Origin of the sequence: Corynebacterium sp. HMSC034A01, assembly GCF_001838175.1 — a bacterium.
In the GTDB taxonomy this organism is placed as follows: domain Bacteria; phylum Actinomycetota; class Actinomycetes; order Mycobacteriales; family Mycobacteriaceae; genus Corynebacterium.
Genome location: NZ_KV835978.1, coordinates 15,127 through 35,280, shown reverse-complemented (window position 1 = coordinate 35,280; position 20,154 = coordinate 15,127). Strand labels below are relative to the sequence as shown.

Genomic DNA, 20,154 nt, shown 5'->3' with positions numbered 1-20,154 from the left:
CCCCGAGACATTGCAGCACAATCTCCCGAGCTCCTAGCGGGGCTGATTCTGGAGGGGTGGGGGTGCCCCCCGCCGCGAACACTACATGCACCGCCGACATGCCGCCCGCGCTACACGGCACACCCTTGGGGGAGCACCCCTCCCACCCGGCGCGCTGATGCCCCGAGGGCATAGGCGCTCGGGCCGTGTACGGGTTACACGATTCTGCGGCAGGCCGAACATTCATAACCGGGTACCCTCACCTGACTCCGCACCGCTGCCCGAGTCAGGGCTTTTTACGCGGGCCTGAAAAGTCTGCCCGAGCTGGGAGGGGGTGGCCAAAAATATCCGAGGGGTGCCCTCACCTGACTCCGCCCCGCCTGATGCAGTCAGGTTTTCTCTCTCCCCGGGGTTAAGGGGGGCGCGCGTTAGGGAGGTATGCCGCGATTCTGAACAACGAAACAGCCGCCACTTCGAGCAGTGGAGGTGGCGGCGAGTGATGGACGTGCAAGGCCGGCAACACGCGCGTGCGCGATAGGCCAGCGCAAAACGCCTGGTGAATTTTGCCGTCTAAGCGGTTGAAGCTACGCCGGTGGGGTAGCGGCACCGTCGAACTGCCGTAGCAGCCCGCGCAGCCGGTACTTAGGCTGGCTGATCAGTTCGGCTTGTGCTCGAGCCATGTCTAGGCAGTCGGGGCAGAACCCGAGCCGGGTGCCTCGGAACTTCCACGGGTTAAGCGTGGTGATGATCTGCCCGATGGTCGCGCCCTGGGCGGCGATGGTGACGGTGCCGCCGCGCCGGGTGCTAACACGTGCGCCGGGCAGTTCGCAGCCCCACATGCGGTTGAACTTGCCGCAGTAGGTGCCGCGTAGTTCCTCGGTCATGGCGAAGTGCCACACCCCGGCTGCGGTGTCGGGGTAGACGGTGCGCACGTGCACCTGATTCCAGCAGCCGGTGTAGTCGCCGGGTTGATCGTCACGCGGCAGTAGGTGGTGCTCGGTCACGGCATGACCTCCAGCAGGTGCGCGGCTGCATCGCAGGCGGGGCAGTTCACCTTATCGGCGTGGGTGCCCTTGACTGCCGCGCCGGGTGCGCGCCGGATGCCGCAGAGGTAGTGGATGGTGCCGTCTGCCTCCTCGTGGTGGATGATGTGGCGCAGTGGGGTGCGCGCTGCGGATGCCTGCCGCGCCAGGCTGGTAGTGGTTTTGGGGGAAAGCATCGGGTGCTCCTCGGGTCGGTTTTCGGTGCGCTAAGCAACAGTTGCGCAACAGTTGCGGGGCCAATGTCTGCGAATGGCGCGTCTACCAGCGGTTGAATAGATTTCGTCGTGGAGCTCCCTTAGCTCCGCTTGATTGCGGGGCCCGGTCGAATACGGCCGGGCCCCGTTACGTTTTGCTGATCGGCTAAGCTGCCTCCCGTTGAATCTCGGGCATAAAGGAGCAGCTGAAGTGGAAGATTCGTTGGGCGCGCAGAAGATCCGTCGCGCGGTGCTGATTGTGGCGCTGTTGAACCTGGCATACTTCTTCGTGGAGTTTGCCGGTGCGGTGGCCATTGGGTCGGCGTCCCTGTTCGCGGACTCCGCCGACTTTCTCGAGGACACCGCAATCAACCTGCTGGTGTTCTTCGCCGTGGCGTGGCCGGCCGCGCGCCGTCGCACCGCGGGTAGCGTGCTCGCAGCGCTGATCCTCATCCCGGCGGTGGCTGCGATTGTCACCGTCGTCGCCAAGATCGTGAACCCGGTCGCGCCGTCGCCGGAGGGCCTGACCGGCATCGCGGTCGGTGCCCTGGTGGTCAACGTGGTTTGCGCGATCCTGCTGATGCAGCTGCGCGGTGAAGGCTCATCGCTCGCCACCGGCGCTTGGCTGGCCGCGCGCAACGACGCGCTGGCCAACCTGCTCATCATCGCCGCCGGACTGCTCACCTTCGTGTGGGAGACCGCCTGGTTCGACATCGTCGTCGGTGCGATCATCGCCGCGATCAACCTCTCCGCCGCCAAGGAAGTCTGGGAGGCATCCCGCGAGGAGCACGACTCTGTCGAGGAGGCTTTCGCGGACATGGACGACGATTAAACGCCGCCTAGACGCGCCTTAAGCCCACACTCCGGACGCACCGCGGCGCCAGGTGCCCACCAAGTTGGTGTCGACGATGCCGGTGGATTCCATCAGCGCGTACATAGTCACCGGCCCCACAAAGGTGAAGCCGCGCTTCTTCAAGTCCTTCGCCAGTTGCTCGGACTCGGCCGAGCGCGTCGGCACCTCCGCCATCGTACGTGGCACCGGCGTGTGTTCCGGCTGGTAGGACCATACGAACTCGCCCAGGTGCGTGCCCTGTTCCCGCAGGTTGAGCGTTGCCTGGGCGTTTTTCACTGCTGCTTCGAGTTTGCGCCGGTTGCGGATCAAGGAAGCGTCGTCAAGCAAATGCTCGATGCTCATGCCTGCGACCTCCTCTGGGTCGAAACCGCGGAACGCCGCGCGCAGCGCCTCGCGCTTCTGCAGGATCAGCCGCCAGGACAACCCCACCTGGAAGCCCTCGAGGCAGACGCGCTCGAACATGCCCTGCTCGTCGGTGACGGGCATGCCCCATTCGGTGTCGTAGTACTCGCGCAAAAGCGGGTCGGTGGCCGCCCACGGTGGGCGCGCCAGCCCGTCGTCGCCGATGACGGGCCAGCCGGATTCGGGATCGGTCTCTGGGGCGGTGTGAAAATCAGTCATATGTATTGGACTCAGTTCTACCTCGTTTGGTTCCACGGGTACGCTAATCGGCATGAATAGGCCCGCCGTCCGCGACTTCGCGCTGCTTGTACTCCGGCTCGTGCTGGGCGCGGTGTTTGTGGCGCACGGCTACAACCACTGGTTCGAGATGGGCATGGCCGAAACCGGCCGCCAGTTCGCGACACTCGGGGTGCCGCAGCCACAGCTGTCCGCCTACCTCACCGGCACCGTCGAGCTCATCGGCGGCGCGTTTTTGGCAGTGGGGCTCTTAACGACGATCACCGCGTCGCTCCTCGCCCTCCTCGTTTTAGCCGCCGGGTACTTCGTCCACCTGGACAACGGCTTCTTCATCGAGGCCGGGGGAGTGGAGTACACGCTGGTGCTCGCCGCCGCGTTGTTTATCATCACCGTCTTCGGCACAGGCCGTGCCAGCCTGGACGGGGTGCTCACGCGTGGTTAGCCACGAGGAGGTCCAGGCGGCGCTGTCCGCGCGCATCGACGGCGAGAAATCCGAACTCGACGACGCTATTGTCGACGCCCACGTGTCCGGCTGCACGGAATGCCGCGCGTTTTTGGACCGCTCCTTGGCGCTGTCGCAGTCGCTCGGCGGGGACACCGACGACGCGATGGCCCCGCCACAGGACCTCTCCGCCGCGATCCTCGCCGGGGTGGACGACGAGTGGCGCCGCTTCGCCCGCCGCCGCGAGCTCGGCATGGCAGTGGGCCGTTTGCTGCTCGGCGCAATGGCCGTGGTGTGGGTGGTGTGGGCCGTGCGCCTGATCCTCTCCGGCGGGGAGGAGCCGGTGGTGGCGTCTGCGGCGTCGGTGCGCTTCGGCGTGGCGCTCGCGTTGGGCTTTACCGCCTGGCGGCCACAGCAGATCCCGGGCGTCGTGCTCATCGTGGGCACCATGTTCACCTTCACCGTCGGTTTTGCCGTGCGCGATTTTGTGCTGGGCACAGGCGCTTTCGAGCTCGCCGGGGTGCTCATCCCGCTGATGAGCCTGGTGGCCCTTGTGTGGACCTGGGTCGCCGACCGGGGCGGGGCGCTGCGCCGGGCGTGGCAGATGCTGGACGCCCGGCCGTACTAGCGCAGGTGTGGAGCTGGGGTAGCAGTCAAAAGCGATGGCTCTGACATATTCCGCAGGCGCTTCGAGCTACCCTGGGGCGGAGCGCGTCGCCTGACAGATTCCGCCAGAAAGTGTCAGGCGCGGGCCCCGGGGGAACGACGCCGGTGCCGAAAATTGGGCCAGGTTTCCAACCAGCCGGGCTACTTCCAGCTGGGCAGCCACATGATGGACTCGTACCAGGTGTCCGGGATCTTGAAGCCGTAAAGGATGGGCGACCAGTAAATGAAGCTGGCCACCACCAGCGCGATGTAGACCACGGCGGCGAGCTGACCCCAGCGCATCTCAAAGCCTGCGACCTTGTGCACCCAGGGCCACGTCACGGGCCCGCCCTTCTTGGCCAGGTTGCCCAAGGCGAGGGCTAGCAGCACCGCGGTAAACGGCACCAGGGCGGTGGCGTAGAAGAAGTACATCTGGCGGTCGAAGGCAGCCAGCCACGGCAGGAAGCCGGCGGCGAACGCGATCACCGGCACGATGACGCGGAAGTCCCTGCGGGTCAGCCACACCCAGCACGCCCACAACAGCACCGGCACGGTCAGCCACCAGATGGCGGGGGTGCCGAACATGTAGATCATCTCGCGGCACGTCCCGTCGCCGGGCGCAACCGAGCACTCCAGATCGGTGGCGGAGTAGTACAGAATCGGGCGCGCCGAGACCAGCCAGGCCCACGGCTTGGAGTCCCACGGGTGGGAGTGGCCGGAGGACGACGTCAGCGAGGCGTGGAAGTTCAGCACCGAGAAGTGGTAGTAGAACCAGCCGGCAATCGGCTCGGGCAGGTTGGCCAGCCAGGGCCAGTCGGAGCCGGCGATGGTGCCGTCGGTAAGCGAGTGGCGGTACACGGACGTCTCGGAGGCGAACCAGGCGCGCCAGGACCACAGGTACAGCACGGCGGGGATGAGCACGATGGAGGCGAGTGCCGACGGGACGTCGCGAAGCAGGGTGCCCGAAATCGGCTTCTCCACGCCGTAGCGGCGGCGCAGGAACAGGTCCCAGAACGACGACAGCAGGCCGAAGAACATGATGTAGTACAGGCCGGACCACTTCACCGACAGCGTCAGGCCGAGCAGCACGCCGGTGGCGAAGCGCCACCAGCGAAAGCCCATGCGCGGGCCGAACGGGCCTGCGTCCTCGAGCTTGCCGGCCAGCCACGCGTCGTGCCAGCGGTGGTGCACCTCGCGCATGTCGCCGGCCAGGGTCCACGCCGCCATCACCACGAACAGCACCTGGAACACGTCGAGCATGCCGAATTTGGCGGAGACGAGCAGGACGCCGTCGAAAAGCGCGATGATGCCGGCGATGATCGCGATGTTGGTGGACTGGCTGACCCGCCGCGCGAGCAGGAATACGAACACGATCACCGCGGTGCCGAACAGGCCGGTCATGAGGCGCCAGCCGAGCGGGGAGTAGCCGAAGATGATCTCGCCGAGCGCGAGCAGCTGCTTGCCCAGCGGCGGGTGCACGACCAGGCCGTAACCGGGGTTGGACTCGATGCCGCCCAAGACCGGGTTGAACCAGCTTTCCACCATGTCCCAGGCCTGCGGCACGTAGTGCTTCTCGTCGAACACCGGGGTGCCGGAGCTGGTCGGCTGCACTAGCCCGATAAAGCGGGTGAGCAGCGCCAGCACACCGATGACGGAGGCGGCGATGGTGTCGCGGCGCGTCCACGGCACGGTCACGGGTGCCTCGGGCGCCGGCTGGGCGGGCCGCAAGGAACGCGTCGTCTCGGGCGCCGTTTGGTCGGCGCCGGACTGCGGTCCGGCGGGGTTCGGGGTGCTCGCAATAGTGGTCACGACGGAAGATATTAGCGCCTTGGGCGTATGCTCCCGAGGTATGTCCGACGAGCAAGACCAGATACAGAACCTCCCGGCCGGAGTTGTGCTCGCGGCCACCCCGCTTGGTAACGGGGCAGATGCGTCGCCGCGGCTGGCGCAAGCGCTCGCGGCCGCGGACGTGATCGCCGCAGAAGACACACGCCGCACGCGCGCGCTCGCCGCGGCGCTCGGCGTGGAAATCGTTGGGCGTGTGGTGTCCAACTTCGACCACAACGAAGAATCGAGGGTGCGGGAGCTTCTCGACGCCGCACGCGCCGGCACCGTCGTCGTTGTCACCGACGCCGGCATGCCGCTGGTGTCGGACCCCGGCCACTCCATCGTCGCTGCGGCCCACGACGCCGGCATCCCCGTCACCTGCATCCCGGGCCCCTCCGCGGTCACCACGGCCCTGGCACTGTCGGGGCTCAACGTGGGCCACTTCATTTTCGACGGCTTCGCGCCGCGGAAGACCGGCGCGCGCCGCGCGTGGTTGGAAACGCTCTCGCACGAGCGCCGCGCCGTGTGCTGTTTCGAGTCGCCGCACCGCATCGAGCAGTTGCTTGCCGACGCCGCGGAAGTCCTCGGCACCGAACGCCGCGCCGCCGTGTGCCGCGAGCTGACCAAAACCTACGAGGAGGTTAAACGTGGCACGCTGGGGGAGCTCGCCGAATGGGCGGCCGGCGGCGTGCGAGGGGAGATCACGCTGGTGATCGAAGGCGGCACCGGGCAGCAGGCCGAACCCGAGGACTTGGTCGGTCTGGTGCTGGAGCTGGTCGACGGCGGCCAGCGCATGAAAGATGCGGCGAAACAGGTGGCGAAGCAGCACGGAGTGAAGGTCGGAGACCTCTACGATGCCGCGTTGGATGCGCGAAGCTGACGTCGATAGGCAAAAGTTCCTCGCGCGCTGGCTAGCACAATGGTGTGATCTGCGCTAGCCTGCTTGGGTTCTAGAAAAACCCTGAAAATTTGCGAGGAGAACTATATGTCTCAGCGTGATCTCCAAAGGGATCCCCACGATCCTGATGTGGAGCCGCGGAGTACGGATCCCATCAAGACTGAAAAATCTTCCGCAGTCGGCGAGATCGCCGCACTGCTGCGCGCAGACCGCGACGGCGCGCAACCCGATTACACAGACCCAGAGGAAAGCGTCGTTAGCGAAGCCGACGCAGAAGACGCCCCGATCAACTGGGGCACCGTCATTCCTCTGGCAGTGATTGTCGCGGCGATCGTCGGCTGGGGCCTTGCCGCCCCCGACAACTTCTCTAACTTCGCGGATGCCGCCTTCGGCTGGGTCATCGACAACCTCGGCTGGGCCTTCGTCCTCGGCGGCACCATCTTCGTCGCCTTCGTCATCGTCATCGCGGCATCGAACTTCGGCACCATCCGCCTCGGCACCGCCGACGAGCGTCCGGAGTTCAAGACAACCTCGTGGATCGCCATGATGTTCGCCGCCGGCATGGGCATCGGCCTGATGTTCTACGGCGCTGCCGAGCCGCTGGCGATGTACCTCGACGGCGTGCCGGGCCACGACGAGCACGAAGTCGGCACCGCGATGGCGCAGACCATGTTCCACTGGACGCTGCACCCGTGGGCCGTCTACGCCATCATCGGCCTGGCCATCGCGTACTCGACGTTCCGCCTCGGCCGCAAGCAGCTGTTGTCCAGCGCGTTCATCCCGCTGATCGGCGAGAAAGCAGCCAACGGCTGGCTGGGCAAGCTCATCGACGCCTTCGCCGTCTTCGCCACCATCTTCGGCACCGCCTGCTCCCTGGGCCTCGGCGCGCTGCAGATCAGCTCCGGCCTGGAAGCCTCCGGTTTCGTGGACAACCCGTCCACCAAGCTGACCATCGGCATCGTTTCCGTGCTCACCCTCGCATTCCTGCTATCGGCAATGTCGGGTGTGTCCAAGGGCATTCAGTGGCTCTCTAACACCAACATGGTCATCGCTGCTGTGCTGGCGGTCTTCGTGTTCGTGTTTGGCCCGACCGTGGCGCAGCTGAACATGCTGCCGACCGCTGTTGGTAACTACCTGCAGAACTTCTTCGAAATGGCAGCCCGCACCGCTGAGAGCTCCGACGGCCAGGCCGGCGAGTTCCTCTCCGGCTGGACCATCTTCTACTGGGCATGGTGGATCTCCTGGTCCCCGTTCGTGGGCACCTTCCTCGCACGCATTTCCCGCGGCCGAACCGTGCGCGAGTTCTGCCTCGGTGTGATGCTGGTTCCGGCTGGCCTGTCCACCGTGTGGTTCGCCATCTTCGGCGGCACCGCGATCAAGATGGAGCAGGCTGGCGAGTCCATCGTCGGCGGCGGCTCCAACGAAGAACAGCTGTTCAACCTGCTGCACGCGCTGCCGGGCGGCTACGTTGTTGGCGTGTTTGCGCTGGTACTGCTGGGCACCTTCTTCATCACCTCCGCGGACTCCGCGTCGACGGTGATGGCATCTATGACCCAGTCCGGCAAGACCGAGCCGAAGCCGTGGCTCGCCGCAATGTGGGGCTTGGCCACCGCATTCGTCGGCCTGACGCTTCTGATTTCCGGTGGCTCGGACGCGCTGAACTCGCTGCAATCCGTGACCATCGTGGCCGCAACGCCGTTCTTGATCATCCTGATCGTGCTGATGTTCGCGATTGTCAAGGACATGTCCAACGACACGATCTACCTGGACAAGAAGGAGCAGGAGCGCTTCGCCCGCCAGCTGGCCATCGAGCGCCGCATGCACCGCGACCAGCAGCAGCTGGAAGCCCGCAAGGCGCAGGTCAAGGAGATGCTCAAACCGCGTTCCCGCTAGGAGCGTTTGCTTGACGACGTTCTAAAGTTGCGCCCCGCTTAAGCAGTGCAGTGCTTGAGCGGGGCATAACTTATGCTGAGAGCCATGACTTCTTCCGAGACCAACCAGAACGTTCTTGTGTGCGTTGCGTGGCCGTACGCCAACGGCCCGCGCCATATCGGCCACGTCGCAGGCTTCGGCGTGCCTTCCGACGTTTTCGCCCGTTACCAGCGAATGTCCGGCAAGAACGTGCTCATGGTCTCCGGCACAGACGAGCACGGCACCCCGCTGCTCGTGCAGGCCGACAAGGAAGGCGTGACCGTCAAGGAGCTGGCGGACCGCTACAACAAGCAGATCGTGCAGGACCTGGCGGGCCTGGGCCTGTCCTACGACCTGTTCACCCGCACCACCACCCGCAACCACTACGCCGTGGTGCAGGAGCTCTTCCGCGGGCTGAACGAGAACGGCTACATGATCCGGGAGACCACGCAAGGCGCGATCTCCCCGTCGACGGGCCGCACGCTGCCGGACCGCTACATCGAAGGCACCTGCCCGATCTGCGGCGCCACCGACGCCCGCGGCGACCAGTGCGACACTTGCGGCAACCAGCTCGACCCGGCGGACCTGATCAACCCGGTGTCCAAAATCAACGGCGAGGCGCCGGAGTTCATCGAGACCGAGCACTTCATGCTCGACCTGCCTGCGCTGCACGACGCGCTGGAGCAGTGGCTTTCCACACGCCAAGAGTGGCGCCCGAACGTGCTGAAATTCTCCCTGAACCTGCTGGAGGATATGCGCCCGCGCGCCATGACCCGCGACATCGACTGGGGCATCCCGATCCCGGTGGAGGACTGGCAGGACAACCCGTCGAAGAAGCTCTACGTCTGGTTCGATGCCGTGGTGGGCTACCTGTCTGCGTCGATTGAGTGGGCGCACCGCTCCGGCAACCCGGAGGCCTGGAAGGACTTCTGGCAGGACCCGGCCACCGAGGGCTACTACTTCATGGGCAAGGACAACATCACCTTCCACTCCCAGATCTGGCCGGCGGAGCTGCTCGGCTACGCAGGCAAGGGCGCCAAGGGCGGCACCGCTGGCGAGCTAGGCGAACTGAACCTGCCCACCGAGGTTGTCTCTTCCGAGTTCCTCACCATGTCCGGCTCGAAGTTCTCCTCGTCCAAGGGCGTGGTCATCTACGTCAAGGACTTTTTGGCCGAGTTCGGTCCGGACCCGCTGCGCTACTTCATCGCCGTCGCAGGACCTGAGAACAACGACACGGACTTCACCTGGGATGAGTTTGTCCGCCGCGTGAACAACGAGCTGGCCAACGGCTGGGGCAACCTGGTCAACCGCACCGTGTCCATGGCGCACAAGAACTTCGGCCAGGTCCCGGCGCCCGGCCCGCTTGAGGCCTCCGACGAGCGCATCCTGAACCTCGCGGCCGAGACGTTCACCACCGCCGGCGAGGAGCTGGGCAAGGCCCACTTCAAGTCCGCGATCACGAAGATCATGCACGTTGTCGGCGAGGCCAACGCCTACATCGCGGAGCAGGAGCCGTGGAAGCTGGCCAAGGACGACACCAAGCGCGAGCGCGTGGCCACCGTACTGTGGACCGCGCTGCAGGTCGTCTCCGACTGCAACGCCATGCTCACCCCGTTTTTGCCGCACACCGCGCAGAAGGTCCACGAGACCCTGGGCCGCACCGGCATCTGGGCGGCCGAGCCGCGGGTCGAAGAGGTCGTGGACGACGAGGAGTTCAACCTCGTCGGCGCCGGCCTGCCGGAGAAGGGCCAGACCTACCTGACCATCACCGGCGACTACTCCCAGCAGCAGGCCGTGTGGCGGCGCGTGGACGTCACCCCGGGCACGGAGCTGTCCAAGCCGCAGCCGCTGATTGCCAAGCTGGACCCGGAGCTGGGCGAGACCGGCCCGGAGTGGGCGCCGGTGCAGTAGCGCGGCGGTGCCGGCGGCTGCCCGCTGACAGCCCACCACCCAGCCTCTTCCCACACTCTTCCGCCAGATCCAGCTAGTAGGACCCAGCTAATCGGCTCCTGGGGCGATTATCTGGACCTAGGTAGCTGGATCCGCGCGTTGGAGGGCGTTTGGGGCGAGTGCGGCGGGGCGGCGCGGTGGGGCGGCGCGGGAACATAATTGCTACGGCTGCTCGCCGAGCCACGATCGCGCCGAGGCGAGCATGGCCTTGACCACGGGCACGTCGAACGCCCACAGCTCGATCGCGTGCGGCGCGCCTTCGACGATTTCGAGCTGGGCGGGCACGCCGGCGTCGCGAAGTCGCCGGGTGTAGGCGCAGATCTCCTCGTAGAAGAGCTCGATGTCTCCGGTGGACAGCCATGCCGGGGGAAGCCCCGACAGGTCCGCGCGACGGGCAGGGACTGCGTACTCCGGCACCGTCTCCAGCCCGGGCGCCTGGCCCAGGTAGGACGTCCAGGCGTAGCGGGTTTGCGTGTTGTTGGCCACGGGGCGGTCGCGCGGTAGGTCGCGCCTCCGGTCGGCGGTGGGGCGGTCGTCCAGCATCGGGCAGAAGAGCCACTGGGCGCGGGGCAGCGGGCCGTGCTTTTCGGCAGGCTCGTCGTAAAGCCGCTGGCAGGCTGCAGCCGCCAACCCGCCGCCGGCGCTTTCGCCGCCGATGGCGAACGGTTCGCCGAACTCGTCGGCGCGGGTGTGCATCCACGCCCACGTGTCCAGCGCGGCGTCGAGGCTGGCGGGGAACGGGTGTGCAGGGGAGAGCGGGTAGCGCGGGGCCACCACGGTCACGCCCACCTCGGCGGCGGTGTTCGCGCACAGCGGCCCGTCCTGGGCTGGGTGGCCGATGATGTGGCCGCCGCCGTGCAGCCACAACAGCGCGCCTCTCGGGTTGCGCGGCCGGAAGATGAGAGTGTGCCCGTGCCGGATCAGCTGCACGCCCTCGCGGCGGGGGATGGGAAAGAGCGTCTGGCCGTGGGTGGCCAGCCAGCGGGTCGCGCCGCGTTCCACCGACGGATGGGGGATCAGCCGCGCGCGCCTGCGCAGCTCCGGCCGCACGAGCGGCATGATCGACTCTGTCATAGGAACTGCCCGAGGAACTTGGTCAGCGTGCCGGGTTCCTCGTCCTCGAAGCGCTGGTCCACCACCACGAGCGGCGCGGTGTATTTTTCGCCGGCGCTGCCGACGTCTTTGGCGACGACGAGGTCGGTGCCGTAGTCGTCGATAAGCAATTGCCACTTGTACCCCTCGCGCACGAGCGCCTGGCCGAGTGCGGTGCCGTACAGCCGCGCGGTGTCGCCGCGGGGGAAGCCGCGGCGCACGTCCGGCGGTAACGCGAGGTAGTCGGCGAGTTCGGCCTCGAAGGACTCCACGATGTCGGCGGGGGAGCCGTTGATGCCGCGGCCGGCGGCTTCGGCCAGGTCGGCCTCGATCTGGGTCTGGGTGGCTGAGTCGATGTCTTCAAATGTCATAGGGTGCATCGTATGAGCAAAAAGAAACCGCGTCCCACACCCGTGCCCGCCGAACCGATTCCCGGCCTGATCGACGCGCACACCCACCTCGCGTCCTGCGGAGCGCGCGGCGCCGAAGAAGTGGATGCGTTCGTCGAGCGCGCCCTGGCCGCCGGCGTGGAACGCATCTGCACCGTCGGCGACGGTCTCGAGGAGGCCGAGCTTGCGCTTCAGGCCGCCCACTTCAACGAGCGCGTGTTCGCGGCGTGCGCCATCCACCCGACGAGGGCGCATGAGCTTGACGACGTTGCTCGCGCCCGCCTGACGGAGATGGCCGCCGACGAGCGTTGTGTCGCGGTGGGCGAGACCGGCATCGACACCTACTGGCTCAAGCACGACGCGGAAGGCACCGCGCCGCTTGAGGTGCAGGAGGAGGCATTTCGCTGGCACATCGATTTGGCCTGCGAGTCGGGCAAGGCGCTGATGATCCACAACCGCGAAGGCGACGCGGAGATGCTGCGCATTCTTGATAGCGCCCCGCGGCCCGAGCACGTGATTTTGCACTGCTTCTCCTCACCGCTGGATGTGGCGCGGGAGGCGATCGAGCGCGGTTACGTGCTCAGCTTTGCCGGCAACGTGACGTTCAAGCGCAACGAAGAGCTGCGAGAGGCGGCGGCGCTGGCACCGGCGGGGCAGCTGCTGGTGGAAACGGATGCGCCGTACATGACCCCGGAGCCGTTCCGCGGGGCGAAAAACGAGCCGTCGCTGATCGGGCACACGGCCAAGGTTGTGGCCGAAGCGCGCGGCATGGAAGTTGCCGATGTGGCGCGTGAGATTGCAGAGACGTTCTCGCGGGTCTACGGGGTGTGACCTGGCACGTCGGTCCTTGAAACCCCGCGGGCGTTACCGTATCGTTACCCAGGTTATTGGCTGAACCCATTCAGCTGAGCCGACCCGTGAGGAAACACATGTCCCGTCAGATCAAGCGGATCAACCCGAAGAGCACCGCCACCAAGCGCGCCGTCGCCGGCACCGTCGCCGGCGCCGTCCTGGTCGGCGGCGCGGGCACGGCACTTGCCACCCAAAAGCAGGTCACCGTCGACGTCAACGGCGAGGAGACCAACGTGCGCACCTACGCCGCGGACGTGGCGGGCGCGCTGAACTCCGCCGGTGTCGAGGTCGCGCCGGAAGACCTGGTCTACCCCGCGCCTGGGGAGAAGCTGGCCAGCGGCGACACCGTCACCGTGCGCACCGCGAAGCCGGTCGCCGTGGTCATCGACGGCGTTGCGCAGGAGATCACCTCCACCGCCGGCACCGTCGGCGAGCTGATCGACCAGGCAGGCGTCGCCGGTCACTCCGCTGTGGACGTGGACCGCGACCAGCCGGTCACCCACGGCATGAACTTGGACGTGACCACCCCGAAGATCGTCGCGCTGCGCGACGGCGGCGAGCTGACCTACGTCTCGGCCGCGGCGAAGACCGTCGGCGACCTGCTTGCCGCGCGCGGCGTCACCTTCGACACCGACGACCGCCTCAACGTCGCGCTCACCGACGCCATCGAGCCCGGCATGGAGATCGTGCTCGACCGCGTCAGCACCGTGGACCGCCCAGAGACCGTCGTGGTGGAGGCCCCCGCGGAGTACGTCGACGACGACTCGCTCGACGAGGGCACCGAAGAGGTCCGCGAGAAGGGCGAGCAGGGCGAGACCAAGGTCGTCCACCGCACCGTCACCGTCAACGGTCAAGTCGAGTCCGAAGGCGTGGCCGAAGAAAAGGAAGTGAAGAAGGCCAAGCCGGCGCTTATCGCCCGCGGCACGAAGCAGGCTGGCAACACTGGCGCAGCCGCGCCCGCGGTGGCCTCCGGCAGCGTGTGGGATTCGCTGGCGCAGTGCGAAGCCGGCGGCGACTGGTCCATCAACACCGGCAACGGCTTCTCCGGCGGGCTGCAGTTCACCCCGTCCACCTGGGCAGGCCACGGCGGCACCGCGTACGCGCCGAGCGCGCACCTGGCCACCCGCGAGCAGCAGATCGCCATCGCCGAGCGCGTCCAGGCCTCCCAGGGCTGGGGTGCCTGGCCGGCCTGCACCGCGAGCCTAGGTATCCGCTAGATGGCAGAAGCGCAACTTCTAGGGCCCGCCGAGATCCGCGAGCTTGCCGCCGAGCTGGACGTCACCCCGACGAAGAAGCTGGGGCAGAACTTCCTGCACGACCCCAACACCGTGCGCCGCATCGTCGCGGCGGCGGAGCTTGGCCCCGACGACCACGTGGTCGAGGTCGGACCGGGACTCGGCTCGCTCACCCTGGGGTTGATTGACACTGCCGCGAGCGTCACCGCCCTCGAGATCGACCCGCGCCTGGCCGGGCGCCTGCCCAAAACTGTTGGCGAGTTCGCCCCGGATTACGCCGAGCGGCTGACCGTGATCAACACCGACGCGCTGAAGGCTGCCCGCGCCGACTTCGACGCTGCGCCGACCGCCTTGGTGGCGAACCTGCCCTACAACGTCTCGGTGCCGGTGCTGCTGCATTTGCTGGCGGAGTTGCCGTCGATACGCAGGGTGCTCGTGATGGTGCAAAAGGAAGTCGCCGACCGGCTTGCCGCCCAGCCCGGCTCGAAGATCTACGGCGTGCCCAGCGTCAAGGCCGCCTTCTACGGCGACGTCTCGCGTGCTGGCACCATCGGCAAGCACGTGTTCTGGCCGGCGCCGAACATCGAGTCGGGGCTCGTGCGCATCGACGTTTCCGAAGACGCCCCGCGAAGCTCGCGCGACACCATCTTCCCGCTGGTGGACGCCGCTTTCGCTCAGCGGCGCAAGACGCTGCGCTCCACGCTGTCGGGCATCTACGGCTCGGCCGCGGCCGCCGAGGAAGCGCTGCGCGCCGCCGGTATCGACCCGGGCTTGCGCGGCGAGAAGCTCACCGTCGCAGACTTCATCCGGCTGGGGGAGGCGCGGCATGGCTGAAAGCGCAGTGCGTGAGATCGTTGCCTCCGCGCCGGGCAAGGTGAACCTGCACCTCGGCGTGGGCGAGGCGCGCACGGACGGCTACCACGACCTGGTCAGCGTCTTCCACGCGGTGGACCGGCGCGAGGTGGTGCGCTTGCTTTACGACGGCACCCCCGTGGACGGCCCAGCCGTGCAATCCATGCACACCACGTTCTTCGTTGACGAGCCGGACGAGGACATCGACGGGCCGGGAAACCTGGCCTGGCGCGCCGTCGAAGCCGTGATGGCGCGCGCGGGCGTGGCGGTGCCGCGCGTGCGCATCGAGGTGGACAAGCACGTCTTCGTCGCCGGCGGCATGGCGGGCGGCTCTGCCGACGCGGCCGCCGCGCTGGTGGCTGCCAACGCGCTGGTGGCCGAATACGGTGAGCCGCTGCCGGACGAGGTGTTGGGTGAGATCGCGGCGTCGCTCGGCGCGGACGTGCCCTTTTCGCTCATGGGCGGCACCGCGCTCGGCACTGGCCGCGGCGATGAGCTGGTGGAGATGCTTTCGCGCGGCCGCCTGCACTGGGTGTTCATCAACCCGAAAATCGGCATCAACACCGGGGGAGCCTTCTCGCTTCTCGACGACCTCCGGCACGGCAACCCCGCCCTGCTGCCCCACATGGACGCCACCGAGCTGTCCCAGGCGCTGACCTCCGGCGACGTGGCACGTGTCGCCGCCGCGATGCACAACGACTTAGAAGCACCCGCACTGTCGATGCGCCCGGTGCTCAAGCGCGTGCTTGGGGTTGCCGGGGAGGCGGGCCGCCGCGCGGTTGTCTCCGGCTCGGGGCCCACCGTGGCCGTGCTCTGCGACGACGCCGACGCCGCGCGCTTCGCCGCCGAGCACCTGGCGGAGCGCTTCGACGGCTACGAGGTCTTCGTCGCGGAAGGCCCGGACCGCGGTGCGGTGGTGGAGAAGGTGGGTTAACCGGAGGCGTCGATAGGGCGGGCGCCTGCGTAAGATTGCAAGCCATATGGCTAACCTGATCAACCTGGAAAACGTCTCCAAAACGTGGGGGCTGAAAACGCTTCTCGACGGCGTCTCGCTCGGCGTGCAGACCGGCGAGCGCATCGGCATCGTCGGCGTCAACGGCGGCGGCAAAACCACCCTGCTTGAGGTGCTCACCGGCATCGAGCCACCGGACGCGGGCCGCGTGTCGCACACCTCGGACCTGCGCATGGCGGTGGTCACGCAGCGCTTCACGCTCGATAGTGCGCTTACGGTGGGCCAGGCGGTCGTCGAGCCGCTGGGGCTGCAGACCTTCGAGTGGGCCTCCAACGCGCGCGTGCGCGAGGTGCTGCAGGGCACCGGCGTGGCGGAGCTCGGCCTGGACACCCCGGTGGGGCAGCTCTCCGGCGGCGAGCGCAGGCGCGTGAACCTCGCAGCCGCGCTCGTGCAGGATTTGGACCTGGTGGTGCTGGACGAGCCGACTAACCACCTCGACGTCGAGGGCGTGCAGTGGCTCGCCGACCACCTGCTCTCGCGCAAGGTCGCCGTCGTGGTGGTCACCCACGACCGCTGGTTCCTTGACACCGTGGCCACCCTGACCTGGGAAGTCCACGACGGCACCGTCGACGTTTACGAGGGCGGCTACAACGACTGGACCTTCGCCCGCGCCGAGCGTGCCCGCCAGGCCGACGCGATCGAGCAGCGCCGCCAGAACCTCGCCCGCAAGGAGCTGGCGTGGCTGCGCCGCGGTGCACCGGCCCGCACCTCCAAGCCACGCTACCGCATCGAGGCAGCCGAAGCCCTGATCAAGGACGTCCCGCCGCCGCGCGACGCCGTCGAGCTCATGGCGTTTTCGAAGCAGCGCCAAGGCCGCGTGGTCATCGAACTCGAGGACGCGCGCGTCGACGCCCCGGACGGGCGCACGCTGGTCGACCACCTCACCTGGCGCCTCGCACCCGGCGAGCGCATCGGCTTGGTCGGCGTGAACGGCTCCGGCAAAACCACCCTGCTGCGCACGTTGGCCGGCGAGTACCCGCTGGCCGCCGGCAAACGCATCGAGGGGCAGACCACCCGCATCGGCTGGCTGCGCCAAGAACTCGACGACCTCGACCCGGAGCGCCGCGTCATCGACGCCGTCGAGGACGTCGCCACCTACATCTCCCTCGGCAAAAAGGAACTGTCCGCATCGCAGCTCGCCGAACGCCTCGGATTCTCCCCGAAGCGCCAGCGCACCCCCGTGCGCAACCTCTCCGGCGGCGAGCGCCGCCGCCTACAACTGACCCGCGTGCTCATGGCGGAGCCGAACGTGTTGCTTCTCGACGAGCCCACCAACGACCTCGACATCGACACCCTCCAAGAGCTGGAAAACCTCCTCGACTCCTGGCCCGGCACCCTGGTGGTCATCTCCCACGACCGCTACCTCATCGAGCGCATCGCCGATTCCACCTACGCGCTGTTCGGCGACGGGAAACTCACCAACCTGCCCGGCGGCATCCAGCAGTACCTGGACACCCGCGCCGATCAGGCCCGCACTGCCGGCGTGCTGGATCTGGGGCAGGGGCAACCGGAGGCCGTCGAGAAGCAGATGAGCTCCCAAGAGGAGCGCGAGCTGCAGAAGAAGATGAAGGCGCTCGAGCGCAAGATCGCCAAGGAAAACGAGCGGGCCGAAGCACTCGAGACCGAGATCGCCGCGCTTTCCGAGGCCGGCGACTTCGACGCCATCGGCGCCAAAACCAAAGAGCTCAACGCCGTGAAGGACACCCGCGAGGAGCTCGAGATGGAATGGCTCGAACTTGGCGAACAGCTCGAAGGCTAGGGTGGGGCGCATGATTTTGATCAACGTACGATTCAAGCCCCTGCCCGAACACGTCGACAACTTCCGCGAACTGGTCAAGGACTTCACCGACGCCTCCCGCGCCGAAGAAGGCAACATCTTCTTCGACTGGTACCGCAACGAAGACAACCCCGACGAATACCTGCTCATCGAAGCATTCCAGGACGACGCCGCCGAAGCCCACGTCAACTCCGAGCACTTCAAGGCCGCCCAGGAATTCTTCCCCACGATCCTCAAAGAGACCCCCACCATCATCAACACCCTCATCGAGGGCAAGACCGAGTGGGACGAAATGGCGGAGTTCAGGGTCTCCTAAGGGGTAGTGCGCACGTAGCGCAAGCTACCCCCGAGGTGTGACCCGCGGGGCACCCATAGCTTACGATGTTGCGCGTCACATAAGTTTCCCGCAATCGAAAGGGGTGTCCCCGTGACCGCACCTCAACCCGCCAACGGCGGATCCACCGCGGCCGACGTGCCCGAAAAGGCTCCCGCCGCGGCACGTGGCATCGGCCCCATGGTCGGCGCAATCTTCCTCATGGCGACCTCCGCCATCGGCCCCGGCTTCCTCACCCAAACCTCCGTCTTCACCGTGCAGATGGGCGCGGCGTTCGCGTTCGCGATCTTGCTGTCCATCCTGGTAGACATCGTGATCCAGCTCAACGTCTGGCGCATCCTCGGCGTGTCCGGGCTGCGCGCCAGCGAACTGGCCAACTCTGTGTTGCCCGGCCTCGGCTGGTTCTTGGCCATCCTCGTGGGCATCGGCGGCCTCGTGTTCAACATCGGCAACATCGCCGGCACCGGGCTCGGCGTGCAGGCGCTCAGCGGCGGGGCGATTGACCCGAAGATCGGCGGTGCCATCTCCGCTGTGATCGCGATTGTCGTGTTCCTGTGGAAGCGTGCGGGGGCCGCACTGGACGTCATCGTCGGCATCCTTGGCGCGCTGATGATCCTGCTCATGCTCTACGTCGCCATCTCGTCCAACCCGCCGGTGGCTGAGGCTGTGAAACAGTCGGTTGCGCCGGACGAGGTCGACTTCAAGGTCATCACCACACTCATCGGCGGCTCCATCGGCGGCTACATCGTCTTCGCCGGCGTGCACAGGCTCATCGACGCCGGCCACACCGGCCCCGACAACATGGACTACATCTCCCGCTCCGCCGTGACCGGCATTATCGTCACCGGCATCATGCGCGTGCTGCTGTTCCTCGCGGTGCTCGGTGTCGTGGCCACCGGTGTGGCACTGTCCAAGGACAACACCGCGGCCGACGTGTTCTACCAGGCCGCAGGTGAAACTGGCCGGCGCATGTTCGGGCTGGTGCTGTGGGCGGCGGGCCTATCGTCGGTGATCGGCGCGTCGTTCACTTCCATCTCGTTTTTGACCAAGCAGGGGTTCGACCCGAAGAAGCGCGGCTGGCTCACCGTCGGCTTCATCGTGATCTCGACGGTGATCTTCCTCTTCGTCGGTTCTGCCCCGCAGAAGCTTTTGATCTTTGCCGGCGCGTTCAACGGCCTGATCCTGCCGGTTGGTTTCGCGGTCGTGCTCTATGCTGGCTTCTTCCGCCGCGATCTGCTTCGCGGGTACAAGCCGCCGATGTGGATGCTCGTGCTCGGCGCCATCACGCTTATCGGGTGTGCGTGGATGGGGTGGAGCTCCATCAGCACGCTGCCGAAGCTGTGGGCGTAGTCTTGGGGCATGTACGCCTCCTACACCCCAGCGCAAGCCCGCGCGTTGTTTCGCACTACTGATGTGGCGACAACGGCGGGCTTTTCCGCTGGTTATGTCCAGGCCAATCTGATCGCGCTGGATAAAAAGTACGCGTTTGATTTCTTGTTGTTCGCGCAGCGCAACCCGAAGCCGTGCCCGCTGCTCGGGGTGCTGGAGCCGGGCGAGGTGTCGTCGCCGTTGCTCGCGGGCGGCGACATCCGCACCGACATTCCGTCCTACCGGGTGTTTTCGCACGGCTCGCTTATCGACGAACCAACGGATGCCACCGCCTACTGGACCGAGGACACTGTCGCGTTTGTAATTGGCTGCTCGTTTACGTTCGAGCAGGCTTTGGTGGACAACGGCGTGCCGGTGGCCCACATCGAGCAGGGCGTGAACGTGCCGATGTACCTGACCAACATCGACTGCGAACCGGCCGGGGTGTTCAGCGGGAAGATGGTTGTCTCCATGCGGCCCATCCCAGCGGGGCTGGTGGCGGACGCAGTGAGGATCACGTCGCGTTACCCGGCAGTGCATGGTGCCCCGGTGCATGTGGGGGAGCCGGGCTTGATCGGCATCGACGATCTGGGCGCGCCCGATTTCGGTGACGCGGTGGACATTCCCGCGGGCTGGGTGCCGGTGTTCTGGGCGTGCGGAGTGACGCCGCAGTCGATCGTGATGCACTCGAAGCCGGAGCTGGCGATCTGCCATTCGCCAGGCAAGATGCTCATCACCGACGTGCGGGATGTGGCCTACCAGGTTCCCTAAAGGGTGCCACTGTGAATAACTTTGGGGCTTCTGTGGCGAGTTATCCACAGATTTCGGTTCGGGGGGTTGTGTGGGGTTGCGCTTGTTTTAG

20 protein-coding genes are annotated in these 20,154 nt (G+C 66.8%); 14 read left to right on the top strand and 6 right to left on the bottom strand.

Translation table 11 applies throughout. From position 1 onward, the window contains the following. Nucleotides 1-563: 563 nt before the first annotated feature. Entirely contained in the window at nucleotides 564-983 is a 420-nt protein-coding gene (locus tag HMPREF2791_RS10125; protein WP_070845229.1) for a hypothetical protein, read from the bottom strand. Beyond that, nucleotides 980-1,198: a hypothetical protein gene (locus HMPREF2791_RS10120; RefSeq protein ID WP_070472824.1), complete on the bottom strand. Its 219-nt coding sequence runs from the start codon at nucleotides 1,196-1,198 to the stop codon at nucleotides 980-982. Before HMPREF2791_RS10120 ends, HMPREF2791_RS10125 begins: the two co-directional genes overlap by 4 nt. 229 nt (nucleotides 1,199-1,427) lie before the next feature. Here HMPREF2791_RS10120 and HMPREF2791_RS10115 point away from each other — a divergent pair, with 229 nt between their 5' ends. Continuing rightward, entirely contained in the window at nucleotides 1,428-2,048 is a 621-nt protein-coding gene (locus HMPREF2791_RS10115) for a cation efflux transmembrane domain-containing protein (protein ID WP_246815170.1), read from the top strand. A gap of 18 nt (nucleotides 2,049-2,066) precedes the next feature. On the opposite strand, the gene HMPREF2791_RS10110 is transcribed toward HMPREF2791_RS10115, so the two are convergent. Further along, nucleotides 2,067-2,690, bottom strand: a complete 624-nt coding sequence (locus HMPREF2791_RS10110; RefSeq protein ID WP_070472821.1) for a DNA-3-methyladenine glycosylase I — start codon at nucleotides 2,688-2,690, stop codon at nucleotides 2,067-2,069. A gap of 52 nt (nucleotides 2,691-2,742) precedes the next feature. Between HMPREF2791_RS10110 and HMPREF2791_RS10105 the strand changes: the two genes are divergently transcribed. Next, on the top strand, nucleotides 2,743-3,150 hold the full coding sequence (locus tag HMPREF2791_RS10105) for a DoxX family protein (protein ID WP_070845228.1): 408 nt from the start codon (nucleotides 2,743-2,745) through the stop codon (nucleotides 3,148-3,150). Then, nucleotides 3,143-3,778, top strand: coding sequence for a zf-HC2 domain-containing protein (locus tag HMPREF2791_RS10100; protein ID WP_070845227.1), 636 nt, complete (start codon nucleotides 3,143-3,145; stop codon nucleotides 3,776-3,778). The genes HMPREF2791_RS10105 and HMPREF2791_RS10100 overlap by 8 nt, the downstream gene beginning before the upstream one ends. Before the next feature lie 179 nt (nucleotides 3,779-3,957). Here the strand turns inward: HMPREF2791_RS10100 and HMPREF2791_RS10095 are convergent, their stop codons facing one another. After that, nucleotides 3,958-5,604: a dolichyl-phosphate-mannose--protein mannosyltransferase gene (locus tag HMPREF2791_RS10095; RefSeq protein ID WP_371335996.1), complete on the bottom strand. Its 1,647-nt coding sequence runs from the start codon at nucleotides 5,602-5,604 to the stop codon at nucleotides 3,958-3,960. Between the two features lie 40 nt (nucleotides 5,605-5,644). Between HMPREF2791_RS10095 and rsmI the strand changes: the two genes are divergently transcribed. From rsmI to metG, 3 genes are all read left to right on the top strand, one after another. Beyond that, nucleotides 5,645-6,502 carry a 16S rRNA (cytidine(1402)-2'-O)-methyltransferase gene (gene rsmI / locus HMPREF2791_RS10090; RefSeq protein ID WP_070845226.1) on the top strand — a complete coding sequence of 286 codons (858 nt, stop codon included), beginning with the start codon at nucleotides 5,645-5,647 and terminating at the stop codon, nucleotides 6,500-6,502. A gap of 105 nt (nucleotides 6,503-6,607) precedes the next feature. Then, complete coding sequence (locus HMPREF2791_RS10085) at nucleotides 6,608-8,413, top strand: BCCT family transporter (protein WP_070845225.1); 1,806 nt, start codon at nucleotides 6,608-6,610, stop codon at nucleotides 8,411-8,413. Between the two features lie 72 nt (nucleotides 8,414-8,485). Next, the gene (metG, locus tag HMPREF2791_RS10080) at nucleotides 8,486-10,342 is read left to right on the top strand and encodes a methionine--tRNA ligase (protein ID WP_070845224.1); all 1,857 of its coding nucleotides are present in this window, start codon (nucleotides 8,486-8,488) and stop codon (nucleotides 10,340-10,342) included. Between the two features lie 201 nt (nucleotides 10,343-10,543). Here metG and HMPREF2791_RS10075 read toward each other — a convergent pair whose 3' ends face one another. Beyond that, entirely contained in the window at nucleotides 10,544-11,455 is a 912-nt protein-coding gene (locus tag HMPREF2791_RS10075; RefSeq protein WP_210400178.1) for an alpha/beta hydrolase fold domain-containing protein, read from the bottom strand. Next, the gene (locus tag HMPREF2791_RS10070; RefSeq protein WP_070845223.1) at nucleotides 11,452-11,844 is read right to left on the bottom strand and encodes a DUF3806 domain-containing protein; all 393 of its coding nucleotides are present in this window, start codon (nucleotides 11,842-11,844) and stop codon (nucleotides 11,452-11,454) included. The genes HMPREF2791_RS10075 and HMPREF2791_RS10070 overlap by 4 nt, the downstream gene beginning before the upstream one ends. A 12-nt stretch (nucleotides 11,845-11,856) precedes the next feature. Here HMPREF2791_RS10070 and HMPREF2791_RS10065 point away from each other — a divergent pair, with 12 nt between their 5' ends. The 8 genes from HMPREF2791_RS10065 (at nucleotide 11,857) to HMPREF2791_RS10030 (ending at nucleotide 20,063) form a co-directional block, all read left to right on the top strand. Beyond that, nucleotides 11,857-12,693: a TatD family hydrolase gene (locus HMPREF2791_RS10065; protein ID WP_070845222.1), complete on the top strand. Its 837-nt coding sequence runs from the start codon at nucleotides 11,857-11,859 to the stop codon at nucleotides 12,691-12,693. Between the two features lie 98 nt (nucleotides 12,694-12,791). Continuing rightward, nucleotides 12,792-13,931 carry a resuscitation-promoting factor gene (locus tag HMPREF2791_RS10060; RefSeq protein ID WP_070472797.1) on the top strand — a complete coding sequence of 380 codons (1,140 nt, stop codon included), beginning with the start codon at nucleotides 12,792-12,794 and terminating at the stop codon, nucleotides 13,929-13,931. After that, nucleotides 13,932-14,783 carry a 16S rRNA (adenine(1518)-N(6)/adenine(1519)-N(6))-dimethyltransferase RsmA gene (rsmA, locus tag HMPREF2791_RS10055; RefSeq protein ID WP_070845221.1) on the top strand — a complete coding sequence of 284 codons (852 nt, stop codon included), beginning with the start codon at nucleotides 13,932-13,934 and terminating at the stop codon, nucleotides 14,781-14,783. Then, on the top strand, nucleotides 14,776-15,735 hold the full coding sequence (locus tag HMPREF2791_RS10050) for a 4-(cytidine 5'-diphospho)-2-C-methyl-D-erythritol kinase (protein WP_070845220.1): 960 nt from the start codon (nucleotides 14,776-14,778) through the stop codon (nucleotides 15,733-15,735). Before rsmA ends, HMPREF2791_RS10050 begins: the two co-directional genes overlap by 8 nt. Before the next feature lie 46 nt (nucleotides 15,736-15,781). Next, nucleotides 15,782-17,572: an ABC-F family ATP-binding cassette domain-containing protein gene (locus tag HMPREF2791_RS10045; RefSeq protein ID WP_070845219.1), complete on the top strand. Its 1,791-nt coding sequence runs from the start codon at nucleotides 15,782-15,784 to the stop codon at nucleotides 17,570-17,572. Nucleotides 17,573-17,582: 10 nt separating this feature from the next. Beyond that, on the top strand, nucleotides 17,583-17,906 hold the full coding sequence (locus tag HMPREF2791_RS10040; RefSeq protein ID WP_070473066.1) for a putative quinol monooxygenase: 324 nt from the start codon (nucleotides 17,583-17,585) through the stop codon (nucleotides 17,904-17,906). 198 nt (nucleotides 17,907-18,104) lie between these two features. Then, nucleotides 18,105-19,274, top strand: coding sequence for an NRAMP family divalent metal transporter (locus HMPREF2791_RS10035; protein WP_070473064.1), 1,170 nt, complete (start codon nucleotides 18,105-18,107; stop codon nucleotides 19,272-19,274). Nucleotides 19,275-19,283: 9 nt separating this feature from the next. Further along, the gene (locus tag HMPREF2791_RS10030) at nucleotides 19,284-20,063 is read left to right on the top strand and encodes a putative hydro-lyase (protein ID WP_070472785.1); all 780 of its coding nucleotides are present in this window, start codon (nucleotides 19,284-19,286) and stop codon (nucleotides 20,061-20,063) included. The last annotated feature ends 91 nt before the right edge of the window (nucleotides 20,064-20,154 follow it).